The sequence below is a fragment of the Dyella terrae genome, from assembly GCF_004322705.1.
GTDB classification, from domain to species: Bacteria; Pseudomonadota; Gammaproteobacteria; order Xanthomonadales; family Rhodanobacteraceae; genus Dyella_D; species Dyella_D terrae.
Genome location: NZ_SIZZ01000002.1, coordinates 760,706 through 778,594 on the forward strand (window position 1 = coordinate 760,706; position 17,889 = coordinate 778,594).

Sequence of the window (17,889 nt, forward strand, 5' to 3'; positions counted from 1 at the left end):
CCATGCGCGCATGCCCGGCCTTGCTGGTATCGGCGCCTGCCTCGGGGCAGGGCAAGACGTCCTTTACGGCAGCGCTGGCGCGCGCTCATGTGCGGCAAGGCCGCAAGGTCCAGGTGTTCAAGACGGGGCCGGACTTCCTCGACTCGATGATCCTCGCGCGCGCCAGTGGCCGGCCCGTGTATCAGCTCGACGGCTGGATGGGTGGCGATGACGATATGCGTGCACGCCTGTATGCCGCGGCCGGCGAGGTCGATCTGATCCTCGTCGAAGGCGTCATGGGCCTCTTCGACGGATCGGCGTCGAGCGCGGCGCTGGCCATGCGCTTCGGCTTGCCCGTGCTGGCGGTGATCGATGGATCGGCGATGGCGCAGACGTTCGGTGCGATCGCTCACGGCCTCGCGCACTATCGCGATGGGCTCAAGGTGTATGGCGTCGCGGCCAACCGCGTTGGTAGCGCATATCACGCCAGCCTCCTCGAAGGCAGCCTGCCACCGGATATCCAGTGGTTGGGTGCCTTGCCACGCGATGCGTCGATGGCACTGCCCGAGCGGCACCTTGGCCTGGTTTCGGCGAGTGAGCAGCAGGATCTTGATGCGCGCATCGATGCGCTAGCCGATGCACTTGAAGCACATGTGTCGGTGTCATTGCCGCCACCCGTGACCTTCCAGGCACAGGCGGTCGCGTCGATGCCGAAGCGCTTGCTCGGCGTGCGTATCGCCATCGCGCGCGATGATGCGTTCTGCTTCATCTATCCGGCCAACATCGATGTGCTCGAAGAAGCGGGTGCGACGCTGGTCTTCTTCTCGCCACTGGCTGGCGATGCCTTGCCCGATTGCGACGCGGTCTGGCTGCCGGGCGGCTATCCGGAACTGCATCTGGACGCGCTTTCTGGCCACGTCACGTTGCATCGCGAGCTGCGTGAGCATGTCGATGCCGGCAAGCCACTTCTCGCCGAATGCGGCGGCATGTTGTACGCCATGGAGTCGCTTGCGGGCGTTGATGGCGAACCCCGGGTGATGGCCGGATTGTTGCCTGGAAGCGCCGCCATGCAATCGCGACTGGCCGGCCTGGGCATGCAAAGCGTGGCACTCCCGGAAGGCGAGTTGCGCGGCCACACCTTCCACTATGCGCGCGCCGAGATTGCGGCGACGCCGCTGGCGCAGGCACACAATCCCGACAAGGGGCCCAGCAAGGAAGCGGTCTATCGACGCCATCGATTCACGGCCAGCTTTGTGCACTTCTACTTCCCCTCCCATCCCGACGCCGCACTGCAACTGTTCGCACCGTGACGATCGCACTCGCCATGCTTGCCGCCGTGCTGCTCGACCTTCTTCTCGGCGAGCCACGGCGCGCACACCCGTTGGTGGCATTTGGCCGTTGGGCGGCCTGGTGCGAACGGTGCACGTATGGCGCATCGCGTTGGCGGGGCGTGTTGGCCTGGTCGCTGGCGGTCTTGCCTCTGGTGTCGATCACGTCGGGCCTGGCCTGGTTCGCCTGGCAGGTTTCGCCGTGGATGTATGGTCTGTATTCTGCCGTCGTTCTCTATCTGGCCATCGGTCTGCGCAGCCTGGGCGAGCACGCCTTGCCGGTGGCCAGCGCACTGGAGGCGGGCGACCTCGATGGCGCGCGAATCGCAGTGGGACGCATGGTCAGCCGCGACACGTTGGCGCTCGACGACGAGCGCGTGGCGGCTGCGGCGACCGAGTCCGTGCTGGAAAACGGCAACGATGCGGTCTTCGGTGCGCTGTTCTGGTTTGTTCTTCTCGGTGCGCCGGGCGTGGTGCTCTATCGCCTGTCCAACACGCTCGATGCGATGTGGGGTTACCGCACCGAGCGCTATGAGCGATTCGGCTGGGCCGCGGCGCGCATCGATGATCTGCTTAACCTGGTGCCGGCTCGCCTGACCGCTGCAACCTACGCGCTCATGGGCCACGCATCCACGGCGTGGCGCTGCTGGCGCCTTCAGGCACCGCAATGGGACAGCCCTAACGCAGGTCCCGTCATGTCCGCCGGTGCCGGTGCCCTGCGTGTGCGTCTGGGTGGGCCGGCGCCCTATCACGGTCAATGGGAAGAGCGCCCCGTGCTTGGCGAAGGTGTCGCGCCGGATGCGCACGCCATTCGGCGCTCGATGCGTCTCGTGCGCATGGGCGTGGCGCTCTGGGTATTCGTAGTGATCCTTGCAGGATGGGCCTGGCATGCTTGAACACGGCGGACGTTTGCGGCGGGCAGCGCGCGAGTACGGCATCCCGTTGGAAGACTGGCTCGATCTGTCGACGGGCATCAGTCCGTTCGCCTGGCCCGTGCCTGACATTCCCGGCGAGGCCTGGCATCGCCTGCCCGAGGACGACGACGGCCTCATGGAAGTCGCGCGCGACTACTACGGTACGCAGGCGTTGCTGCCGGTATCCGGGACGCAGGCGGCCATCCAGTCGTTGCCACTGCTTCGCGATCATTCGCGCGTGGGTGTTCTTGCACCCGGCTATGCGGAGCACGCGCATGTCTGGCGACGCGTGGGGCACGACGTTCGCCCGCGGTCGGCGGCCGATCTGCTGTCGAGCGGCGATCGCTACGATGTCGTCATTCTGATCAACCCGAACAATCCAGGTGGCGAGACATTCGGCCGCGAACAACTGCTGGACCTTCATGCCAGCTTGCGTCGGCGCAGTGGCTGGCTGATTGTCGATGAAGCCTTCATGGACGCGACGCCGGGAGAAAGCCTGTGTGCGATGCCGCCGCGGGAAGGCCTGATTGTCCTTCGCTCGGTGGGCAAGTTCTTCGGGCTCGCGGGTGCGCGCGCAGGGTTTGTCAGTGCGACGACCGACCTTCTGCTTGCCTTGCGATCCCATCTCGGGCCGTGGGCCCTGACCGGGCCGACACGGCATGTGCTCAAGCTGGCGCTGGCGGATACCGCATGGCACGTCGAAGCTCAGGCCAAGTTGCGCGCGGCGAGTACGCATCTGGCGGCTTTGCTTGCCAACCGTGGCCTCGCACCTTCGGCCGGCACCCCGTTCTTCCAGTGGTGCCGACATGCCCATGCGCCGGCCATCCAGCGAGCTCTCGCGCGCAAGGGTGTGCTGGTCCGCTTGTTCGATGAGCCGTCCAGCCTCCGGTTTGGCCTGCCCGGTTCGCAGGAGGCGTTCGATCGCCTGGATCGCGCGCTGCGCGAGGCCGTGGTCGCGCCCAACGTGCTGGGACCAAGGCGATGACGGCGCGCGTGTTGATGGTGCAGGGTTGTACGTCCGATGCGGGCAAGAGCACGGTCGTTGCGGCGTTGTGCCGGTGGCTGCGTCGTCGCGGTGTTCGCGTGGCGCCCTTCAAGCCGCAAAACATGGCGCTCAATTCCGCCGTGACGGTCGATGGCGGCGAAATCGGTCGCGCCCAGGCCGCGCAGGCGCAGGCCGCGGGAGTCGAACCCCACACGGATTTCAATCCGGTCCTGCTCAAGCCGAACACCGATGTGGGCGCGCAGGTCATCGTGCACGGCCGCGCCGTCGGCAACATGGACGCGCGTGACTATCACGCCTACAAGCGCATTGCGATGGATGCGGTGTTGTCCTCGCATGCGCGCCTGAGTACGCAGTACGACGTCATCGTGGTGGAAGGGGCGGGTAGCCCGGCCGAGATCAATTTGCGCGACCGCGACATCGCGAACATGGGGTATGCGGAGGCGGTGGATTGCCCGGTCGTCCTGGTCGCCGATATCGATCGCGGCGGCGTCTTCGCACACCTCGTCGGCACGCTCGCCTTGCTGTCGCCCAGTGAACGGGCGCGCGTGCGGGGTTTCATCGTCAACCGCTTTCGCGGGGATATCGCGCTGCTGCAACCGGGCCTCGACTGGCTTGAGCAGGAAACGGGCAAGCCCGTGCTGGGTGTGTTGCCCTACCTGCATGGACTTCATGTCGAGGCTGAAGACGCTTTGCCGAGGGTTCGCCAAAACAAAGCGGGCGATGTGCTGCGTGTGGCGGTTCCCGCTTTCCCGCGCATCAGCAATCACACGGACTTCGACGCCTTGCAGGCCCATCCCGGGGTTGAGTTGAGCTGGGCGGGGCCGGGGCAGGCCATGCCCGCGTGCGACCTCATCGTGCTGCCGGGTTCGAAGTCCACGCGTGCCGACCTCGCATGGCTGCGCCAGCAGGGACACGATCGGGCCATCGCCAGGCATCTGCGCTACGGTGGCAAGGTGCTCGGCATTTGCGGGGGATTCCAGATGCTTGGCAACTTCGTCGACGATCCGCACGGCCTCGAAGGCGCGCCAGGAAGCAGCGAAGGCCTGGGCTGGCTGGCCGTATCGACGACGCTTGAAACTGAGAAGCAGCTACGCCGCGTTGCCGGGGTGCTGGCGGAAAGTGGCGCTGCCGTGACGGGTTATGAAATCCATTGTGGTGTCACCAAGGGCATCGATCCCGCGACCGCCTTCTGCATCCTGGAGGACGGAAGGCCCGACGGTGCGCGCTCGGCCGATGGACAGGTGATGGGCACCTATCTTCATGGTGTCTTCGATCGTCCCGAAGCACTGGCGGCGCTGCTCGAGTGGGCGGGCTGGCGCGGTACCGAACATGTCGATATCGATGGCCTGCGCGAACAAAGTTTCGACAGACTGGCCGATAGCATCGACGCCCATCTGGATACGGATCTCCTTACCCAATGGATGGGACTCAACGGATGAAGACACTGATTCTGGGTGGTGCGCGCTCGGGCAAGAGCGCGCTGGCCGAACAGCTGGCCGTGAACTGCGGCGACGATGTGGTTTATGTGGCGACGGCTCAGCCGCTGGACGCCGCCATGGCCGAACGTATCGCCCATCATCGCGCACAACGCCCACGCTACTGGCACACGATCGAAGAACCGATGGCGCTGGCCGAAGCTTTGCGGGAGCACGCGCGTCCCGGGCGATGCATCCTGGTGGATTGCCTCACGTTGTGGCTCAGCAATCTCATCGGCAGCGATGACATGGCGAGGTTCGAACGCGAGCGTGATGGCTTCCTGGCATGCCTGGCAGATATCCCGGGTGAACTGTTGCTGGTCAGCAATGAAGTGGGCCTTGGCATCGTGCCGCTGGGCGAACTGAGCCGGCGATTCGTCGACGAGGCGGGCCGGCTGCATCAACGATTGGGGCAGACCTGCGATCGCGTCGTCTTCGTCGCGGCGGGATTGCCCATGACACTCAAGGGAAGTCTTTGATGGAAGTGAACTGGATCGAGCGCCCATGCCGCGTCGTCGACCGTGCGTGCGAGGCAAGAGCCCTCGCGCGCCAGGCCATGCTGACCAAGCCTCCGGGCTCGCTGGGGGCGCTCGAAAGCGCGGCCGTCCATCTGGCATCGCTGCAGGGCAAGGATGCGCCCTCACTGAAGAACGTCTGGATTACCGTCTTTGCGGGCGACCACGGCGTGGCGGCCGAAGGGGTTTCTGCATTTCCGCAAGCGGTTACCGGAGAAATGGTGCGGAACTTCGCGCGCGGTGGCGCGGCCATCAGCGTCCTGGCGCGCGAACTCGGTGCCTCGCTGGAAGTGGTCAACCTGGGCACGGTCAACGACCCCGGGACATGCCCCGGGGTTCGCACGGTCTACCTGGCTCCGCAGACCGGCAATCTGGCCCGCGAGGCTGCGATGACTGACGCGCAGTTGGCTGCGGCGCTCCAGGCCGGAGCTGACAGTGTCGAGGCGGCGCACACGGCGGACGTCCAGCTCTTCATTGCGGGCGACATGGGCATCGCCAATACAACGTCGGCCACGGCGCTTGCCTGTGCGCTGCTTGGCGAGTCGCCCCAGGACATGGTGGGTCGTGGAACCGGCGTCGATGATGCCGGGCTGGCGCGCAAAGTCGCGGTTGTTGCATCGGCCTTGTCCCTCCATGCAGATGCGAGCGATGCGAGGGAAGTGTTGCGTCGACTTGGCGGCTTCGAGATCGCGGCCATGGTGGGTGCTTATATCGCTGCCGCTCAGCGCGGCATCCCGGTGCTGATCGATGGATTCATCAGCTCGGTGGCCGCGCTGGCCGCCGTTCGGCTGAATCCGGATTCGCGCTGCTGGATGCTTTTCTCGCATCGTTCGCATGAGCGTGGTCATGCCCTGGTCCTGGCCGCGCTGGCTGCCAAGCCGCTGCTCGATTTGCAGATGCGCCTGGGTGAGGCCAGCGGCGCCGCCTCGGCCGTGCCGCTGCTTCGCCTGGCCTGCGCCTTGCACAACGGCATGGCGACCTTTGCCGAAGCCGGCGTGTCGGATGGACCGGCATGAGCATCGAGTTGCTTCGTCACGGCGATACCGGGCAACGTAGCTACCGCGGACAACTGGACGACCCGCTGAGCGAGCTGGGCTGGATGCAGTTGCGCGAGGCGACGTACGGTCGTCAGTGGGACATCATCATCACCTCTTCGATGCAGCGCTGCGCGGCGTTTGCCAGCGAGCTCGCGAGTGCCCTGCAGGTGCCGATCCAGGTCGACACGCGTCTGGTGGAGTATCACTTTGGTGACTGGCAGGGTGTGCCCATCGAAACGCTGGCGGAGGAGCAGGGTGATGCCCTGGGACGGTTCTGGAGCGATCCCGTGCGTTATCCGCCACCCGGTGGCGAAACCTTTGAGATGTTCGCAGCCCGCTTGTCGGCGGCGCTGGATGATGTCGTCGCGCAATACGCAGACGCTCGCGTGCTGGTGGTGACGCATGGCGGCGCCATTCGCTGGCTTCGTTGTCGAGCAGAGCGTCGCGACTTTGGTGACATGGCCGCCATCGATGTGCCGCATGCCTCGCTGCATGCGCTGGCGTGGACGGGCTGATGAACGCCTTCCTCGTTGCGCTGGGTTTCCTGACACGCATTCCGGTGCCACATCACGTGTTCGACGATGAGCGCGCACGCCGTCGCTCGCTGGCGTGGTATCCGGCGGTGGGGTTGGTGATCGGCGCGTTGCTGTTGGTTTCGCACTACGTCATGCGAGGGTGGCCGCCGTTGGTCGCCGCGTCGGTGCTGCTTCTGCTCTGGATCGTGGCGACGGGCGCACTGCATCTGGACGGTCTGGCGGACAGTGCCGACGCGTGGATCGGCGGCCTGGGCGATCGTGAGCGCACCCTGGCGATCATGAAAGATCCTCGTTGCGGTCCGGCTGGTGTCGTTGCGTTGGTCTCCGTGCTTTTGCTGAAGTTCGCATGCCTTGCGAGCTTGTCTTCGGCATGGCCCGCGCTATGGGTTGCGCCTGTATTGGCCCGCTCAGTGTTGGTCGGCGCCTTTCTCGGCACGCCTTATGTTCGTGCGGGCGGGCTCGGTTCCCGGCTCGGTGATGGTGCGGGGCAAGCCTCGCGCATCGCACTGGCTATGGTGGCCTTTGCCATCCTGTGGCTCGGCTGGCACGCCTGGTTGGCCACGGCGATCGTCCTGGCGCTCTTTGCCTGGTGGCGCCACGCGTGCGTCGCGCGCCTTGGCGGGATGACGGGCGATACCTGTGGCGCGCTGACAGAACTGACTGAAGTGGCCGTGCTGCTGGTGTTCGCCGCCGCCGGCTGAAGCCGTACCGACGCCCTCGCGCCGGCACGGCTTCGGGATTACCAGTGGTAAGCGACTTTGCCGTAGACGTAGGCGCCGTTGAAGCCAAACGGTGAGAACACCGAGTAGGGCATCGTGCCGTTGTTGTCGTTGGCGTGGATGACCTTGTCCGGATACGTGTTGAAGACGTTGTCCGCACCCAGGCTGAAGGTCCAGCCGCCGAGGTTGTAGTTCACCGCAAGGTCCAGCAACCATTTGCTGCTGAAACTCTGATCGAGCAACGGATTGGTGGAGTTGTACGAGGTGAAGCTCCCGTAGCGCGTGAGCGTGCCGCTGACACTCCATCGATCGATGCTGTACAGGCCGTTGAGAATCAATTTGCTGCGCGGTGTGGTGTCGGCGAGCAAACCGTACTGATCGCGACGATCGATGCGCTTGAGGTTGAGTCCCAGCTGATCGAGCACGGCGGGGTTCGGTTTGACGTCGGTGACCTTGTTCTTGTTGTAGTTGTAGCTGAGCGAGGTCTGCAGCGCGCCGGCGTTGCCGAAGTCGAAGTTGTAGCTCGCCACGAAATCCACGCCGCGTGTGCGCGTATCCACCGCATTGGTGAAGTAGGCGATGCCGCTGTAGTTGATGTTGGTGACGCCATTGGCTGCGAGGTACGCCTGCACCGCCGGTGAGCTGGTGGCGAGGTTGCTCGACAGGGTGATGCGGTCGCTGATCTTAATCTGGTACAGATCGATGCTCAGGTTGAGCGCGTCGATCGGATTCCACACCGCGCCGAAGGTGAAGTTGCGCGACTTCTCTGGCTTCAGCGCCTGGCCACCGAGCAGCACGGCCACCTGACTGGTCGCCGGCACGATGCCGGTGTTGTAGATCCCCGGTGGCAGGCCCAGCGAGTTACCCGCGCCGTAGTACAGCGAAGAGATGTACGAATAGTTCTGCTGCGCCAGCGACGGTGCGCGGAAGCCCGTGGAAGCACTGCCACGAAGGGCGAAGCGATCGGTGAAGTCGTAGCGCAGCGCGAGCGAGCCGGACGTCGTCGTGCCGAAGTCGGTGTAATCCTCGTGGCGCACCGCCAGCGACGTGCCGAGTTTGTCGGTGAGATTGGTTTCGAGGCTGATGTATTCGGCCACGTCATGGCGCGAATGGAATCCCGCATTGGCCGGCTGGAATCCGCCGAAGCCTTGCGCACCGCCGGACACCCCGGACGTTCCGGTATACCAGGAGGTAACGTCACCGGCCTGGATCTCGTAGGTCTGCCTCAGATATTCGGCACCGAAGGCGAGCGTCACCGGATTGGGCAGCCAGCTGGTGGAAAACTCCTTCGCGATATCCACATCGAACGCTTGCTGCGACGAGGAAAGAATGCCGTCGTGGAAGCTCGTCGGACTCCAGCCGAAGTCGTGCAGGAACGCGCGGTTCACGCTCTGCTCGGTGCCGTAAGAGACGCGGTTGCCGCCGTAATTGCCGCTGACATCCCAGCGCCAGCCGCTCTCGGTCTTGCCGCGAATACCGATGACGAGGGCCTGGTCGGTCGAGGCGGCGTTCTCAAGCGGCAGGTAGCCATTGGGATAGATCGATGGCACCGAGTTGCTGTTGGCGAGGTTGCGGAAGAACGCCGGTGAGGTTGTATCGCGCTTGCCGTAGTGGCCAAAGGTGTACAGCTCGATCGATGAGGTCAGGTTGAACTGGCCGTTGAGGAACAGATTCTTGTCGTCGACCTCGGGATCGCCGAAGCGTTGCGTCGTGCCTTCCCAGGCTCGGGTGCGATTGGGCGCGGCGCGGTTGGTGTAGTCCTGGTGGCCGTCCTGCACGGTGAAGCGCAACCAGCCCTGGTCCTTGTTCAACGGTATGGCGAAGTTGGCGGAAGCCTGCCACTGCTGGCCGTCGCCAGCCGAGTATTGGCCGCCATTGACCTCGGCGGTTCCACCCGTTGCGCCACCTTTGAGAACGATGTTGATGACGCCCGCGATGGCATCGGAACCGTATTGCGCGGAGGCGCCGTCACGCAGCACTTCGATGTGATCGATGGCCGCCATCGGAATGGTGTTGAGATCGACGGCCTGCGAGCCGCGGCCCAGGACACCGTTGGTGAGGATGATGGCGCCGGGGTGCCAGCGCTTGCCGTTCACCAGCACCAGCACCTGGTCCGGTGACAAGCCACGCAGCTGCGCGGGACGTTGCGAGTCGGCCGTGTCGGCTGCCGAAGGTCTGGGGAAGGTAAGCGACGGAATGATGCGTGCCAGTGCGGTTGTCAGTTCGGTTGTGCCGGTTTGCTGAAGCACTGAGGCGGGCACGACGTCGATGGGCGTCAGCGAACTGCTTTCGGTGCGCGTGTCCGAACGCGTGCCGGTGACGATGATGGGGCCCAGGTCCTTGGCTTTGTCCTTCGCGGGCGGGGTGGCGTCCTGCGCAGAAGCGTACGGGGTGGAAAGGGCGAGCAAAATGGCAACAGCGAGTCCTGCGCTTGCAAAGCGTACTGACGTAGACATTGGTTCTCCCCAAAAGTGTTGCTGTGTTGCAGCAAACTCAGGCTAGTCCTGATGTCATGATTTCGTCAATAGACGTCTAGACGTCCAAATCATGCTTTTCGTGTATGAGCTTATGGCGTTGACAAATGTGAAGAAGGTTTTTCTCCGGGTGGCCGAATCCGGCGCGGGCCGTTGAAATCGCGCGTTCTGCCTCGATAATGTGCGCCGCCGGGCCTTTATGCCCGGATCGTTTTCCGGAGTGTTCGATGCCCATCTATGAATTCGAGTGCGGCGGCTGCGGCCACCGTTTCGACCGTTTGCAGAAAATGTCCGATCCCGATCCCACGGGATGCCCGCAGTGCGCCGCCGACCAGGTGCAGCGCAAGGTGAGCGCGCCGTCGTTCCGTCTGGCCGGCAGTGGCTGGTACGAGACCGATTTCAAGAAGGACGGCGACAAGAAGCGCAACCTGGCGGGTGATTCCGCCGCGCCTGCACCCGCCCCAGCGCCGGCCCCGGCACCGGCTCCCGCGCCTGCCAGCAGCGACTGAACGGATGCCCACCCGGACGCAAGTTCCTGAGCGCTACAAGCGAGCTGTTCAATCGCCGTTGTCCCGGATTGAGTAGCGTAGAGGCCACCTGAACGGGTGGTCTTTCGCCACCCTGGGGCATAGGAAGGCTTGAAACATGAGCGGAATGAGCAAGGTGGTGTGGGCAGTGGCCGGTCTGGCGCTGGCAGGTGCAGGCATGGCGGTACCGCAAAGCGCCCACGCCCAATACCAAGGCTCGATCACCTGCTCCAGCACAGACGGTCGCTTCGCCCGGTGCCGTACCCCGTGGTCGGATTCCCAGCTGGATCGCCAGCTTTCCGATACGCGCTGCGTGCGCGGCCAGAGCTGGGGCTCGGACCGCGGCAGCGTGTGGGTGGACCGCGGTTGTCGCGCCACCTTCGTTGAGGCCCGTGGTTGGGGCGGTGGCGGCGGTCGCCCCGGTTACGGCGGCGGTGGCGGCGGCTGGCAGCCCGGTCTGGACTGGGATCGCCAGATCCAGCTGACCTGCCAGAGCAACAGCGCGCGTTATCAGATGTGCCAGGTTGACGTGGGCCGCAATGGCCGCGTGCGCATGGTCCGTCAGATGTCCGACACGCGCTGCGAAGAGGGTTACAGCTGGGGCTGGAACCGCGCCGGCGTGTGGGTCGATCGCGGCTGCCGTGCCACGTTTGTGGTGGATCGCCGCTGGTAAATCCAGTCACAGGTGCCCTCGATCCCTGAGGGCGCCGGGCCTGGCCGGGTGGACGATTTCGCCCGGCCTCATGCGGGCCAATTCCGGCCCGGGGCCCCATCCTGTTAAGATTCCGGGTCTTTTCCACGTCTCACGCCGCCCTGGCGGCCCGGAGTTCCAAGCGCATGCGCACGCATTTCTGCGGCCTCATCGACGAGTCGCTGGTCGGCCAGACCGTCACCCTGTGCGGCTGGGTCAACACCCTTCGCCTGCAGAGCCACGTGGCTTTTGTGGATCTTCGCGATCACGAAGGCCTCGCCCAGGTGGTGGTGGAGCGTGACAACGCCGATGCGTTCGCTGTCGCCGGCGAAATCGGCTACGAGTACTGCCTGCGCGTGACGGGCACCATCCGCAAGCGCCTGTCGGCCAACGACAAGCTCAAGACCGGCACGGTTGAGCTGCTGGCCGACAAGGTCGAGATCCTCAATGCCGCGAAGGACCTGCCGTTCGCGCTGCACGAGAATCCCAACGAGGACATGCGGATGACCTACCGCTACCTCGACCTGCGTCGTCCGGAGATGCAGCGCATGATGCGCACGCGCACGAAGCTCGTGACGACGCTGCGCCGTTACCTCGATGCGCGCGGTTTCCAGGATATCGAAACCCCGATTCTGACCAAGGCCACGCCCGAAGGCGCGCGTGATTACCTGGTGCCCAGCCGCGTGCATGCAGGCCAGTTCTACGCGCTGCCGCAGTCGCCGCAGCTGTTCAAGCAGATCCTGATGATGGCCGGTTTCGACCGCTACTATCAGATCGCGCGCTGCTTCCGTGACGAAGACCTTCGCGCCGACCGCCAGCCGGAATTCACCCAGCTCGATCTTGAATTCGCTTTTGTCGAAGAAAAGGACGTGCAGGACTTCGTGGAGGAGCTGATCCGCCACGTGTTCAAGGAAGTGCAGGGCGTGGACCTGGCGTCCGAATTCCCGCGCATGACCTGGGACGAAGCCATGCGTCGCTTCGGTTCGGACAAGCCGGACCTGCGCATCGCGCTCGAACTGGTCGACGTCGCCGAGGCGCTCAAGCACGTCGAGTTCAAGGTGTTTGCCGAGCCCGCTAACGATCCGGCCGGTCGCGTTGCCGCGCTGCGCCTTCCGGGCGGCGCCACGCTGACGCGCAAGGAAATCGACCAGCTCACCGAGTACGTCGCCAAGTACGGCGCGAAGGGCCTGGCCTGGCTGCGCGTGGATGACCTGGCCAAGGGTCGCGAAGGCATCAACTCGCCGGTGGCCAAGTTCCTTGATGACGCCGCGCTCGACGCGCTGCTCAAGGCGACCGGTGCGCAGACTGGCGACACGGTGTTTGTTGGCGCGGGTAAGTGGAAGGTCGTCACCGACTTCATGGGCGCGCTGCGTCTGAAGGTCGGCAAGGACCGCGGCTTCGTCGAAAACAGCTGGAAGCCGCTGTGGGTGACCGACTTCCCGATGTTCGAATACGACGACGAGGAAAAGCGCTTCGTCGCCTTGCATCACCCCTTCACCGCGCCCAAGGTCGACGATATCGGCGACCTGCGCGCCAACGCCGCGACCGCCGTGAGCCGCGGCTACGACATGGTGCTCAACGGCAACGAAATCGGCGGTGGTTCGATTCGTATCCACCGTCCGGAGATGCAGAGCGCGGTGTTCGAGTTGCTCGGCATCAGCGCGGAAGAGGCGGACATGAAGTTCGGCTTCCTGCTCAAGGCGCTCAAGTTCGGCGCGCCGCCGCACGGTGGCCTGGCCTTCGGTATCGATCGCATCGCGGCGCTGATGGCAGGCACCGAGTCCATCCGCGACGTGATCGCTTTCCCCAAGACCACCAGTGCTCAGGATCTGATGACCGACGCGCCGTCGCCGGTGGCGTTGGCGCAGCTGAAGGAGCTGCACGTCCGCACGGTTGAGGAGTGAGGCCGCCGGCTGCGCCGGCTGTGAATCCGCTCGCTGGCGCGCGCTGTGAACGGTAAACGGTAAAGAGTAAGAGCCGGTGCCCTCAAGGTTCCGGCTCTTTCCGTTCACTGTTTACCGTTCCTCCGTTCACCCGCCGCGCATCCACCCCGTCACACTCCATTAGTCCCCACCCAGCTATCCTCCACGCCCGATTTATCTCTGCCCGCGGCCTCAATGCCCTCTCACATCATCCTGCTGCACGGCCTGTGGATGCGCGGTTTCGCGCTGCTGATGCTGCATCGTCGGTTGATCGAGGCGGGGTATCGGGTGCATCGCTTTGACTACATGAGCGTGGCGGCGACGCAGGAGCGCATCCTGGGGCGTTTGCAGGAGCGCATGCGCGAACTTGAAGGCGATGGTGCGCCGGTGCATCTGGTGGGGCATAGCCTGGGTGGCCTGTTGGCACTGCGGGCGTGCGAAACGCCGGAACCGCTGCCTGCGGGTCGCATCGTCTGCCTGGGTTCCCCGCTGCTGGGCAGTGCGGCGGCGCGTGCTTTCTCGGGCAAGGGCGGTCGCGGTGGTGAAGCCTTGCTGGGACACAATCGTTCGTTGCTGGAGCATGGCTTTGAGCGCTGGGCCGGGCCGCGCGAGGTAGGGGTCATCGCCGGCCGCATGGCGATGGGTCTGGGCATGATGCTCGGGCCGCTGGAAGGCGAGAACGACGGCACCGTTGCGGTGGCCGAAACCCGCTTGCCTGGGGTGACCGACCACTGCGTCGTCGAGGCGAACCATACGGGTCTGCTTTTCTCCACGGCTACCGCCGATCGGATCGGGCAATTCCTGCGCGACGGCAGTTTTGGCCCGGCCAGCGACACCGCGCCATTGGCCTGAAACCGTTGTCCGCGCTCATTCCGGGTACTTCGTAGGGCCCGCCTTGCCAGCGAGCAGGGCGTCCGGGATAAAATTCGTCCCCTTGTCGTTCGCTCAGGTTCAGGTATTCCTATGGGTAGAGGCCCGTCCATCGAAGGTCGCAAGAACGCCGAAGACGCCAAGCGCGCCAAGGTGTTCACCAAGCTGATCCGCGAAATCACCGTCGCAACCCGCGCGGGTGCCGCCGACCCGGCCGCCAATCCGCGCTTGCGCGCGGCGGTGGACAAGGCCCTGTCCGCCAACATGACCAAGGACACCATCGAGCGCGCCATCAAGCGCGGCTCGGGTGCCGACGGCGCCGGCGATGAAATCCGCTACGAAGGCTACGGCCCGGGCGGCGTCGCGCTGATCATCGACTGCTTCACCGACAACCAGACGCGCACCGTCGCCGACGTGCGTGCCGTCCTCAACAAGAACGGCGGCAACCTGGGTACCAGCAACTCGGTGGCGTTCCAGTTCACCCGCTGTGGTGAGCTTGTATTCGCCACGGGCGGCGATGCGGCCAAGGAAGAGAAAGTGCTCGAAGCCGCGCTCGAGGCTGGTGCCGACGACGTCGTCAATGAAAACGGCGAAAGCACGGTCGTCTGCGCGCCGGAGAACTTCGAGTCCGTGCAGCAGGGGCTGCTCGATGCCGGCCTCACCGCCGAGCATGCCGGCGTGACCATGCGTCCCAACAACCGCGTGGCGGTTTCGGCCGAAAACGTGGAAGCCCTGCAGACGCTGCTGGACAAGCTCGACGCGCTGGACGACGTCAGCGAGGTCTCGCACAACGCCCTGTTGCCCGCTGACGCCGCCCACTGATCCCATCGGGCCATTTTGGCCCGGGGACATCACACGCCATGACGCGCATCTTAGGCATCGACCCGGGCAGTCAACGCACCGGCGTGGGCATCATTGACGTTGGCGAGGGCGGCAAGCTCTCGCACGTCTTCCACGGTGCGCTGATGGTGGGGAAGGAGGAAACCTTCCCGCTTCGCCTGAAACGCATCTTTGACGAGCTCTGTGACATCATCGCCACCCATCGGCCGGATGAGTGCGGGGTGGAGCGCGTGTTCATGGCGCGCAACGCCGATTCGGCCTTGAAGCTGGGGCAGGCGAGAGGCGCCGCGATCTGCGCGGTAGTAAGCCAGGGGATCTCGGTGCACGAATACGCAGCGACAGAAGTCAAACAAGCAGTGGTCGGGACGGGTCGTGGCGATAAAACCCAGGTACAGCACATGATCGGCATCCTGCTGGGTCTCAAGGGCCCGCTGCAGGCCGACGCCGCCGATGCGCTCGCCATTGCCGTCGCGCATGCACACACCCGTGCCAGTCTGGCCCGTGTCGGGATTCCGCGTACCGCCTGGAGGCGTCGATGATCGGTCGCCTGCGGGGCATCCTGGTTTCCAAGCAGCCGCCGTGGCTGCTGATCGACGTGGGCGGCGTGGGCTACGAGCTTGAGGCACCCATGTCCACGATTTACGACCTCCCGCCCACGGGCAAGGAAGTCACGCTGCTCACGCACTACGCGGTGAAGGAAGACAGCGTCGCGCTGTACGGCTTCATGCATGAGGCCGAGCGCGCGCTGTTCCGCAATCTGCAGAAAGTCAGTGGCATCGGCGCGAAGATCTCGCTGGCCGTGCTGTCGGGGGTATCGACCGCCGATTTCGCTCGCCTGGTCCAGGCCGGTGACGTGGTCGCGCTGACCAAGATTCCCGGCATCGGCAAGAAAACCGCCGAGCGCATGGTGGTCGAATTGCGCGATCGCGTGGATGGGATGGGGATTTCCCTGCCAGGCATGACCGGCAAAGCGGCCGCGCCGGTCGATCCGGCCGGCGAGGCAACGGTGGCTTTGCAGCAGTTGGGTTATAAGCCTGCCGAAGTAACACGTCTGGTACAGAAGGTGGCGGCCGAAGGCGACACCGCCGAGTCGATCATCCGCAAGGCGCTGCGCGCCGCGCTGGGGAGCTGATACGTGAGCAAGGATTCCATGCACGGCAGCGTCGACAACGAAACCAGGCGACGCCTCGCGGCGTTGGCGCTGGGCGCCATCGGCGTCGTCTACGGCGACATCGGCACCAGCCCCCTCTACACCTTGCAGGCCACGCTCAACCACGACGGCAATGGCGTGCCGACGTCCGAGAGCGTCTTCGGCGTGCTGTCGCTGATCTTCTGGGCGCAGATCATCGTGGTCTCGCTCAAGTACGTCGTGTTCATCATGCGTGCGGACAACAAAGGCGAGGGCGGCATCATGGCGCTGCTCGCACTTGCATTGCGCAGTGCACGCGGCGATGCGCGCATGCGCTGGATCCTGGCCATTCTAGGCATCTTCGGCGCGGCGCTGTTCTATGGCGACGGCGTGATCACGCCGGCGATTTCGGTGCTGTCGGCGGTCGAAGGCGTGAAGGTGGCCGCGCCGAACCTGCCGCATTGGGTCGTGCCCAGCACGGCGGTGGTGATCCTGTTCCTGTTGTTCTCGCTGCAGCGTCACGGTACCGAGCGCGTCGGTCGCCTGTTCGGCCCGGTGATGGTGATCTGGTTCATCGTGATCGCGGCACTGGGCGTGCGCCAGATCGCGCACAATCCCCATGTGCTGTTTGCGCTGAACCCCTGGTACGCGGTGAAGTTTTTCGACAGCCACGGCATGCAGGCCTTCATCGCCCTCGGCGGTGTCGTGCTGGCGCTGACGGGTGCCGAAGCGCTGTACGCGGACATGGGTCATTTCGGCAAGAAACCCATTCGCCTGGCATGGTTCAGCTTCGTGCTGCCGGCGCTGGTGCTCAACTATTTCGGCCAGGGTGCGTTGTTGCTCGACCACCCGGAAGCCATCGATAATCCATTCTTCAAGCTGGTGCCCTCGGCGCTGATCTACCCGATGGTCGGCCTGGCCACCCTGGCCACCGTGATTGCATCGCAGGCCGTGATCTCCGGCGCGTTCTCGATGACCCGCGAAGCGATGTCGCTGGGTTACTCCATGCGCATGCCGGTGGTGCACACCTCGCGTGAGATGTCCGGCCAGATCTTCGTGCCGTGGGTCAATGCCTTCCTGCTGACCATGGTGCTGATCGCCGTCCTCGGGTTCCGCAGCTCGGAAAACCTGAGCGCGGCCTACGGCATCGCGGTGACCGGCACCATGACCACGACGACGATCCTCGCCCTGGTGGTTGCACGCTACCAGTGGCACTGGAGCCGCCTGACCGTGTTGTTCGCCGGCATGCTGCTGCTCACGATCGACCTGTCGTTCCTGGGCGCCAACCTGATCAAGATCGAGTACGGCGGCTGGTTCCCGTTGGTGCTGGGCGTCGGTGTCTTCATCGTGATGACGACCTGGCGTCGCGGACGCGAGCTGGTGGTGCGTGAGATCAAACAGTCCGGCCTGGCGCTGGAGCCTTTCATCGAGAACGTCGGCGATCATCCGCCGCTGCGCGTACCGGGTACGGCCGTCTTCCTGACTGCGAACCAGCACGCCGTGCCGCACGCGCTGCTGCACAACCTCAAGCACAACAAGGTGCTGCACGAGCGCAACGTGCTGCTCACCGTCGAAATGCTGGAGACGCCGGTGGCCGATGCCGATGAGCGCATCCAGATCACGTCGATGGGCGGTGAGTTCTACGGCATGGAGTTGCGCTACGGATTTGCCGAAGATCCGAACATCCCGAAGGCCTTGTCGCAGTGTTCGCGCAGTGGTTTGCCGTTCGACATGATGGACACCACGTTCTTCCTGTCGCGCGAAACCATCATTGCGGATGCGCGGCGTCCGGGCATGGCTTTGTGGCGTGACAAGCTGTTCGCCTTCATGGCGCGCAACGCATTGCCGGCGACAGCGTTCTTCCAGATTCCGGGCAATCGCCTGATCGAGCTGGGCGCCCAGGTAGAGATCTAGCGGGGAAGGGGAG

Annotated in this window: 17 protein-coding genes; 16 read left to right on the top strand and 1 reads right to left on the bottom strand. The window is 64.7% G+C overall.

From position 1 onward, the window contains the following. Window positions 1-2: 2 nt before the first annotated feature. Genes EYV96_RS14210 through EYV96_RS14245 form a run of 8 tightly spaced genes read left to right on the top strand, consistent with a single transcriptional unit; the run spans window position 3 to window position 7,491 of the window. A complete protein-coding gene (locus tag EYV96_RS14210; protein WP_131152189.1) occupies window positions 3-1,289 on the top strand; it encodes a cobyrinic acid a,c-diamide synthase CobB in 1,287 nt (428 codons plus the stop codon). A 14-nt stretch (window positions 1,290-1,303) separates the two neighbouring features. Then, complete coding sequence (cbiB, locus tag EYV96_RS14215; protein WP_240732611.1) at window positions 1,304-2,203, top strand: adenosylcobinamide-phosphate synthase CbiB; 900 nt, start codon at window positions 1,304-1,306, stop codon at window positions 2,201-2,203. Next, the gene (gene cobD / locus EYV96_RS14220; RefSeq protein ID WP_131152191.1) at window positions 2,196-3,206 is read left to right on the top strand and encodes a threonine-phosphate decarboxylase CobD; all 1,011 of its coding nucleotides are present in this window, start codon (window positions 2,196-2,198) and stop codon (window positions 3,204-3,206) included. Before cbiB ends, cobD begins: the two co-directional genes overlap by 8 nt. Further along, window positions 3,203-4,666 carry a cobyric acid synthase gene (locus EYV96_RS14225; protein ID WP_131152192.1) on the top strand — a complete coding sequence of 488 codons (1,464 nt, stop codon included), beginning with the start codon at window positions 3,203-3,205 and terminating at the stop codon, window positions 4,664-4,666. Before cobD ends, EYV96_RS14225 begins: the two co-directional genes overlap by 4 nt. Continuing rightward, window positions 4,663-5,181: a bifunctional adenosylcobinamide kinase/adenosylcobinamide-phosphate guanylyltransferase gene (gene cobU / locus EYV96_RS14230; protein ID WP_131152193.1), complete on the top strand. Its 519-nt coding sequence runs from the start codon at window positions 4,663-4,665 to the stop codon at window positions 5,179-5,181. Before EYV96_RS14225 ends, cobU begins: the two co-directional genes overlap by 4 nt. Continuing rightward, window positions 5,181-6,233, top strand: coding sequence for a nicotinate-nucleotide--dimethylbenzimidazole phosphoribosyltransferase (cobT, locus tag EYV96_RS14235; protein WP_131152194.1), 1,053 nt, complete (start codon window positions 5,181-5,183; stop codon window positions 6,231-6,233). Before cobU ends, cobT begins: the two co-directional genes overlap by 1 nt. Then, window positions 6,230-6,769 (top strand): histidine phosphatase family protein, encoded by a 540-nt coding sequence (locus EYV96_RS14240; protein WP_131152195.1) that lies wholly within the window; start codon window positions 6,230-6,232, stop codon window positions 6,767-6,769. The genes cobT and EYV96_RS14240 overlap by 4 nt, the downstream gene beginning before the upstream one ends. After that, complete coding sequence (locus tag EYV96_RS14245) at window positions 6,766-7,491, top strand: adenosylcobinamide-GDP ribazoletransferase (protein ID WP_131152477.1); 726 nt, start codon at window positions 6,766-6,768, stop codon at window positions 7,489-7,491. The genes EYV96_RS14240 and EYV96_RS14245 overlap by 4 nt, the downstream gene beginning before the upstream one ends. Before the next feature lie 38 nt (window positions 7,492-7,529). Here EYV96_RS14245 and EYV96_RS14250 read toward each other — a convergent pair whose 3' ends face one another. Further along, window positions 7,530-9,965 (bottom strand): TonB-dependent receptor plug domain-containing protein, encoded by a 2,436-nt coding sequence (locus tag EYV96_RS14250; protein ID WP_131152196.1) that lies wholly within the window; start codon window positions 9,963-9,965, stop codon window positions 7,530-7,532. Between the two features lie 245 nt (window positions 9,966-10,210). On the opposite strand from EYV96_RS14250, the gene EYV96_RS14255 reads away from it, so the two are divergent. The 8 genes from EYV96_RS14255 (at window position 10,211) to EYV96_RS14290 (ending at window position 17,876) form a co-directional block, all read left to right on the top strand. Next, a complete protein-coding gene (locus EYV96_RS14255) occupies window positions 10,211-10,492 on the top strand; it encodes an FmdB family zinc ribbon protein (protein WP_131152197.1) in 282 nt (93 codons plus the stop codon). Window positions 10,493-10,628: 136 nt separating this feature from the next. Beyond that, window positions 10,629-11,183, top strand: a complete 555-nt coding sequence (locus tag EYV96_RS14260) for a DUF3011 domain-containing protein (RefSeq protein WP_131152198.1) — start codon at window positions 10,629-10,631, stop codon at window positions 11,181-11,183. A gap of 164 nt (window positions 11,184-11,347) precedes the next feature. Then, complete coding sequence (aspS, locus tag EYV96_RS14265) at window positions 11,348-13,105, top strand: aspartate--tRNA ligase (RefSeq protein ID WP_131152199.1); 1,758 nt, start codon at window positions 11,348-11,350, stop codon at window positions 13,103-13,105. 213 nt (window positions 13,106-13,318) lie between these two features. Then, window positions 13,319-13,975: an alpha/beta fold hydrolase gene (locus EYV96_RS14270; protein WP_131152200.1), complete on the top strand. Its 657-nt coding sequence runs from the start codon at window positions 13,319-13,321 to the stop codon at window positions 13,973-13,975. Window positions 13,976-14,086: 111 nt separating this feature from the next. Then, window positions 14,087-14,815, top strand: a complete 729-nt coding sequence (locus EYV96_RS14275) for a YebC/PmpR family DNA-binding transcriptional regulator (RefSeq protein WP_131152201.1) — start codon at window positions 14,087-14,089, stop codon at window positions 14,813-14,815. Between the two features lie 38 nt (window positions 14,816-14,853). Beyond that, the gene (gene ruvC, locus EYV96_RS14280) at window positions 14,854-15,372 is read left to right on the top strand and encodes a crossover junction endodeoxyribonuclease RuvC (RefSeq protein ID WP_131152202.1); all 519 of its coding nucleotides are present in this window, start codon (window positions 14,854-14,856) and stop codon (window positions 15,370-15,372) included. Beyond that, window positions 15,369-15,965, top strand: coding sequence for a Holliday junction branch migration protein RuvA (gene ruvA / locus EYV96_RS14285; RefSeq protein ID WP_131152203.1), 597 nt, complete (start codon window positions 15,369-15,371; stop codon window positions 15,963-15,965). Before ruvC ends, ruvA begins: the two co-directional genes overlap by 4 nt. An 18-nt stretch (window positions 15,966-15,983) precedes the next feature. After that, window positions 15,984-17,876 (top strand): potassium transporter Kup, encoded by a 1,893-nt coding sequence (locus tag EYV96_RS14290; RefSeq protein ID WP_131152478.1) that lies wholly within the window; start codon window positions 15,984-15,986, stop codon window positions 17,874-17,876. Window positions 17,877-17,889 lie beyond the last annotated feature (13 nt).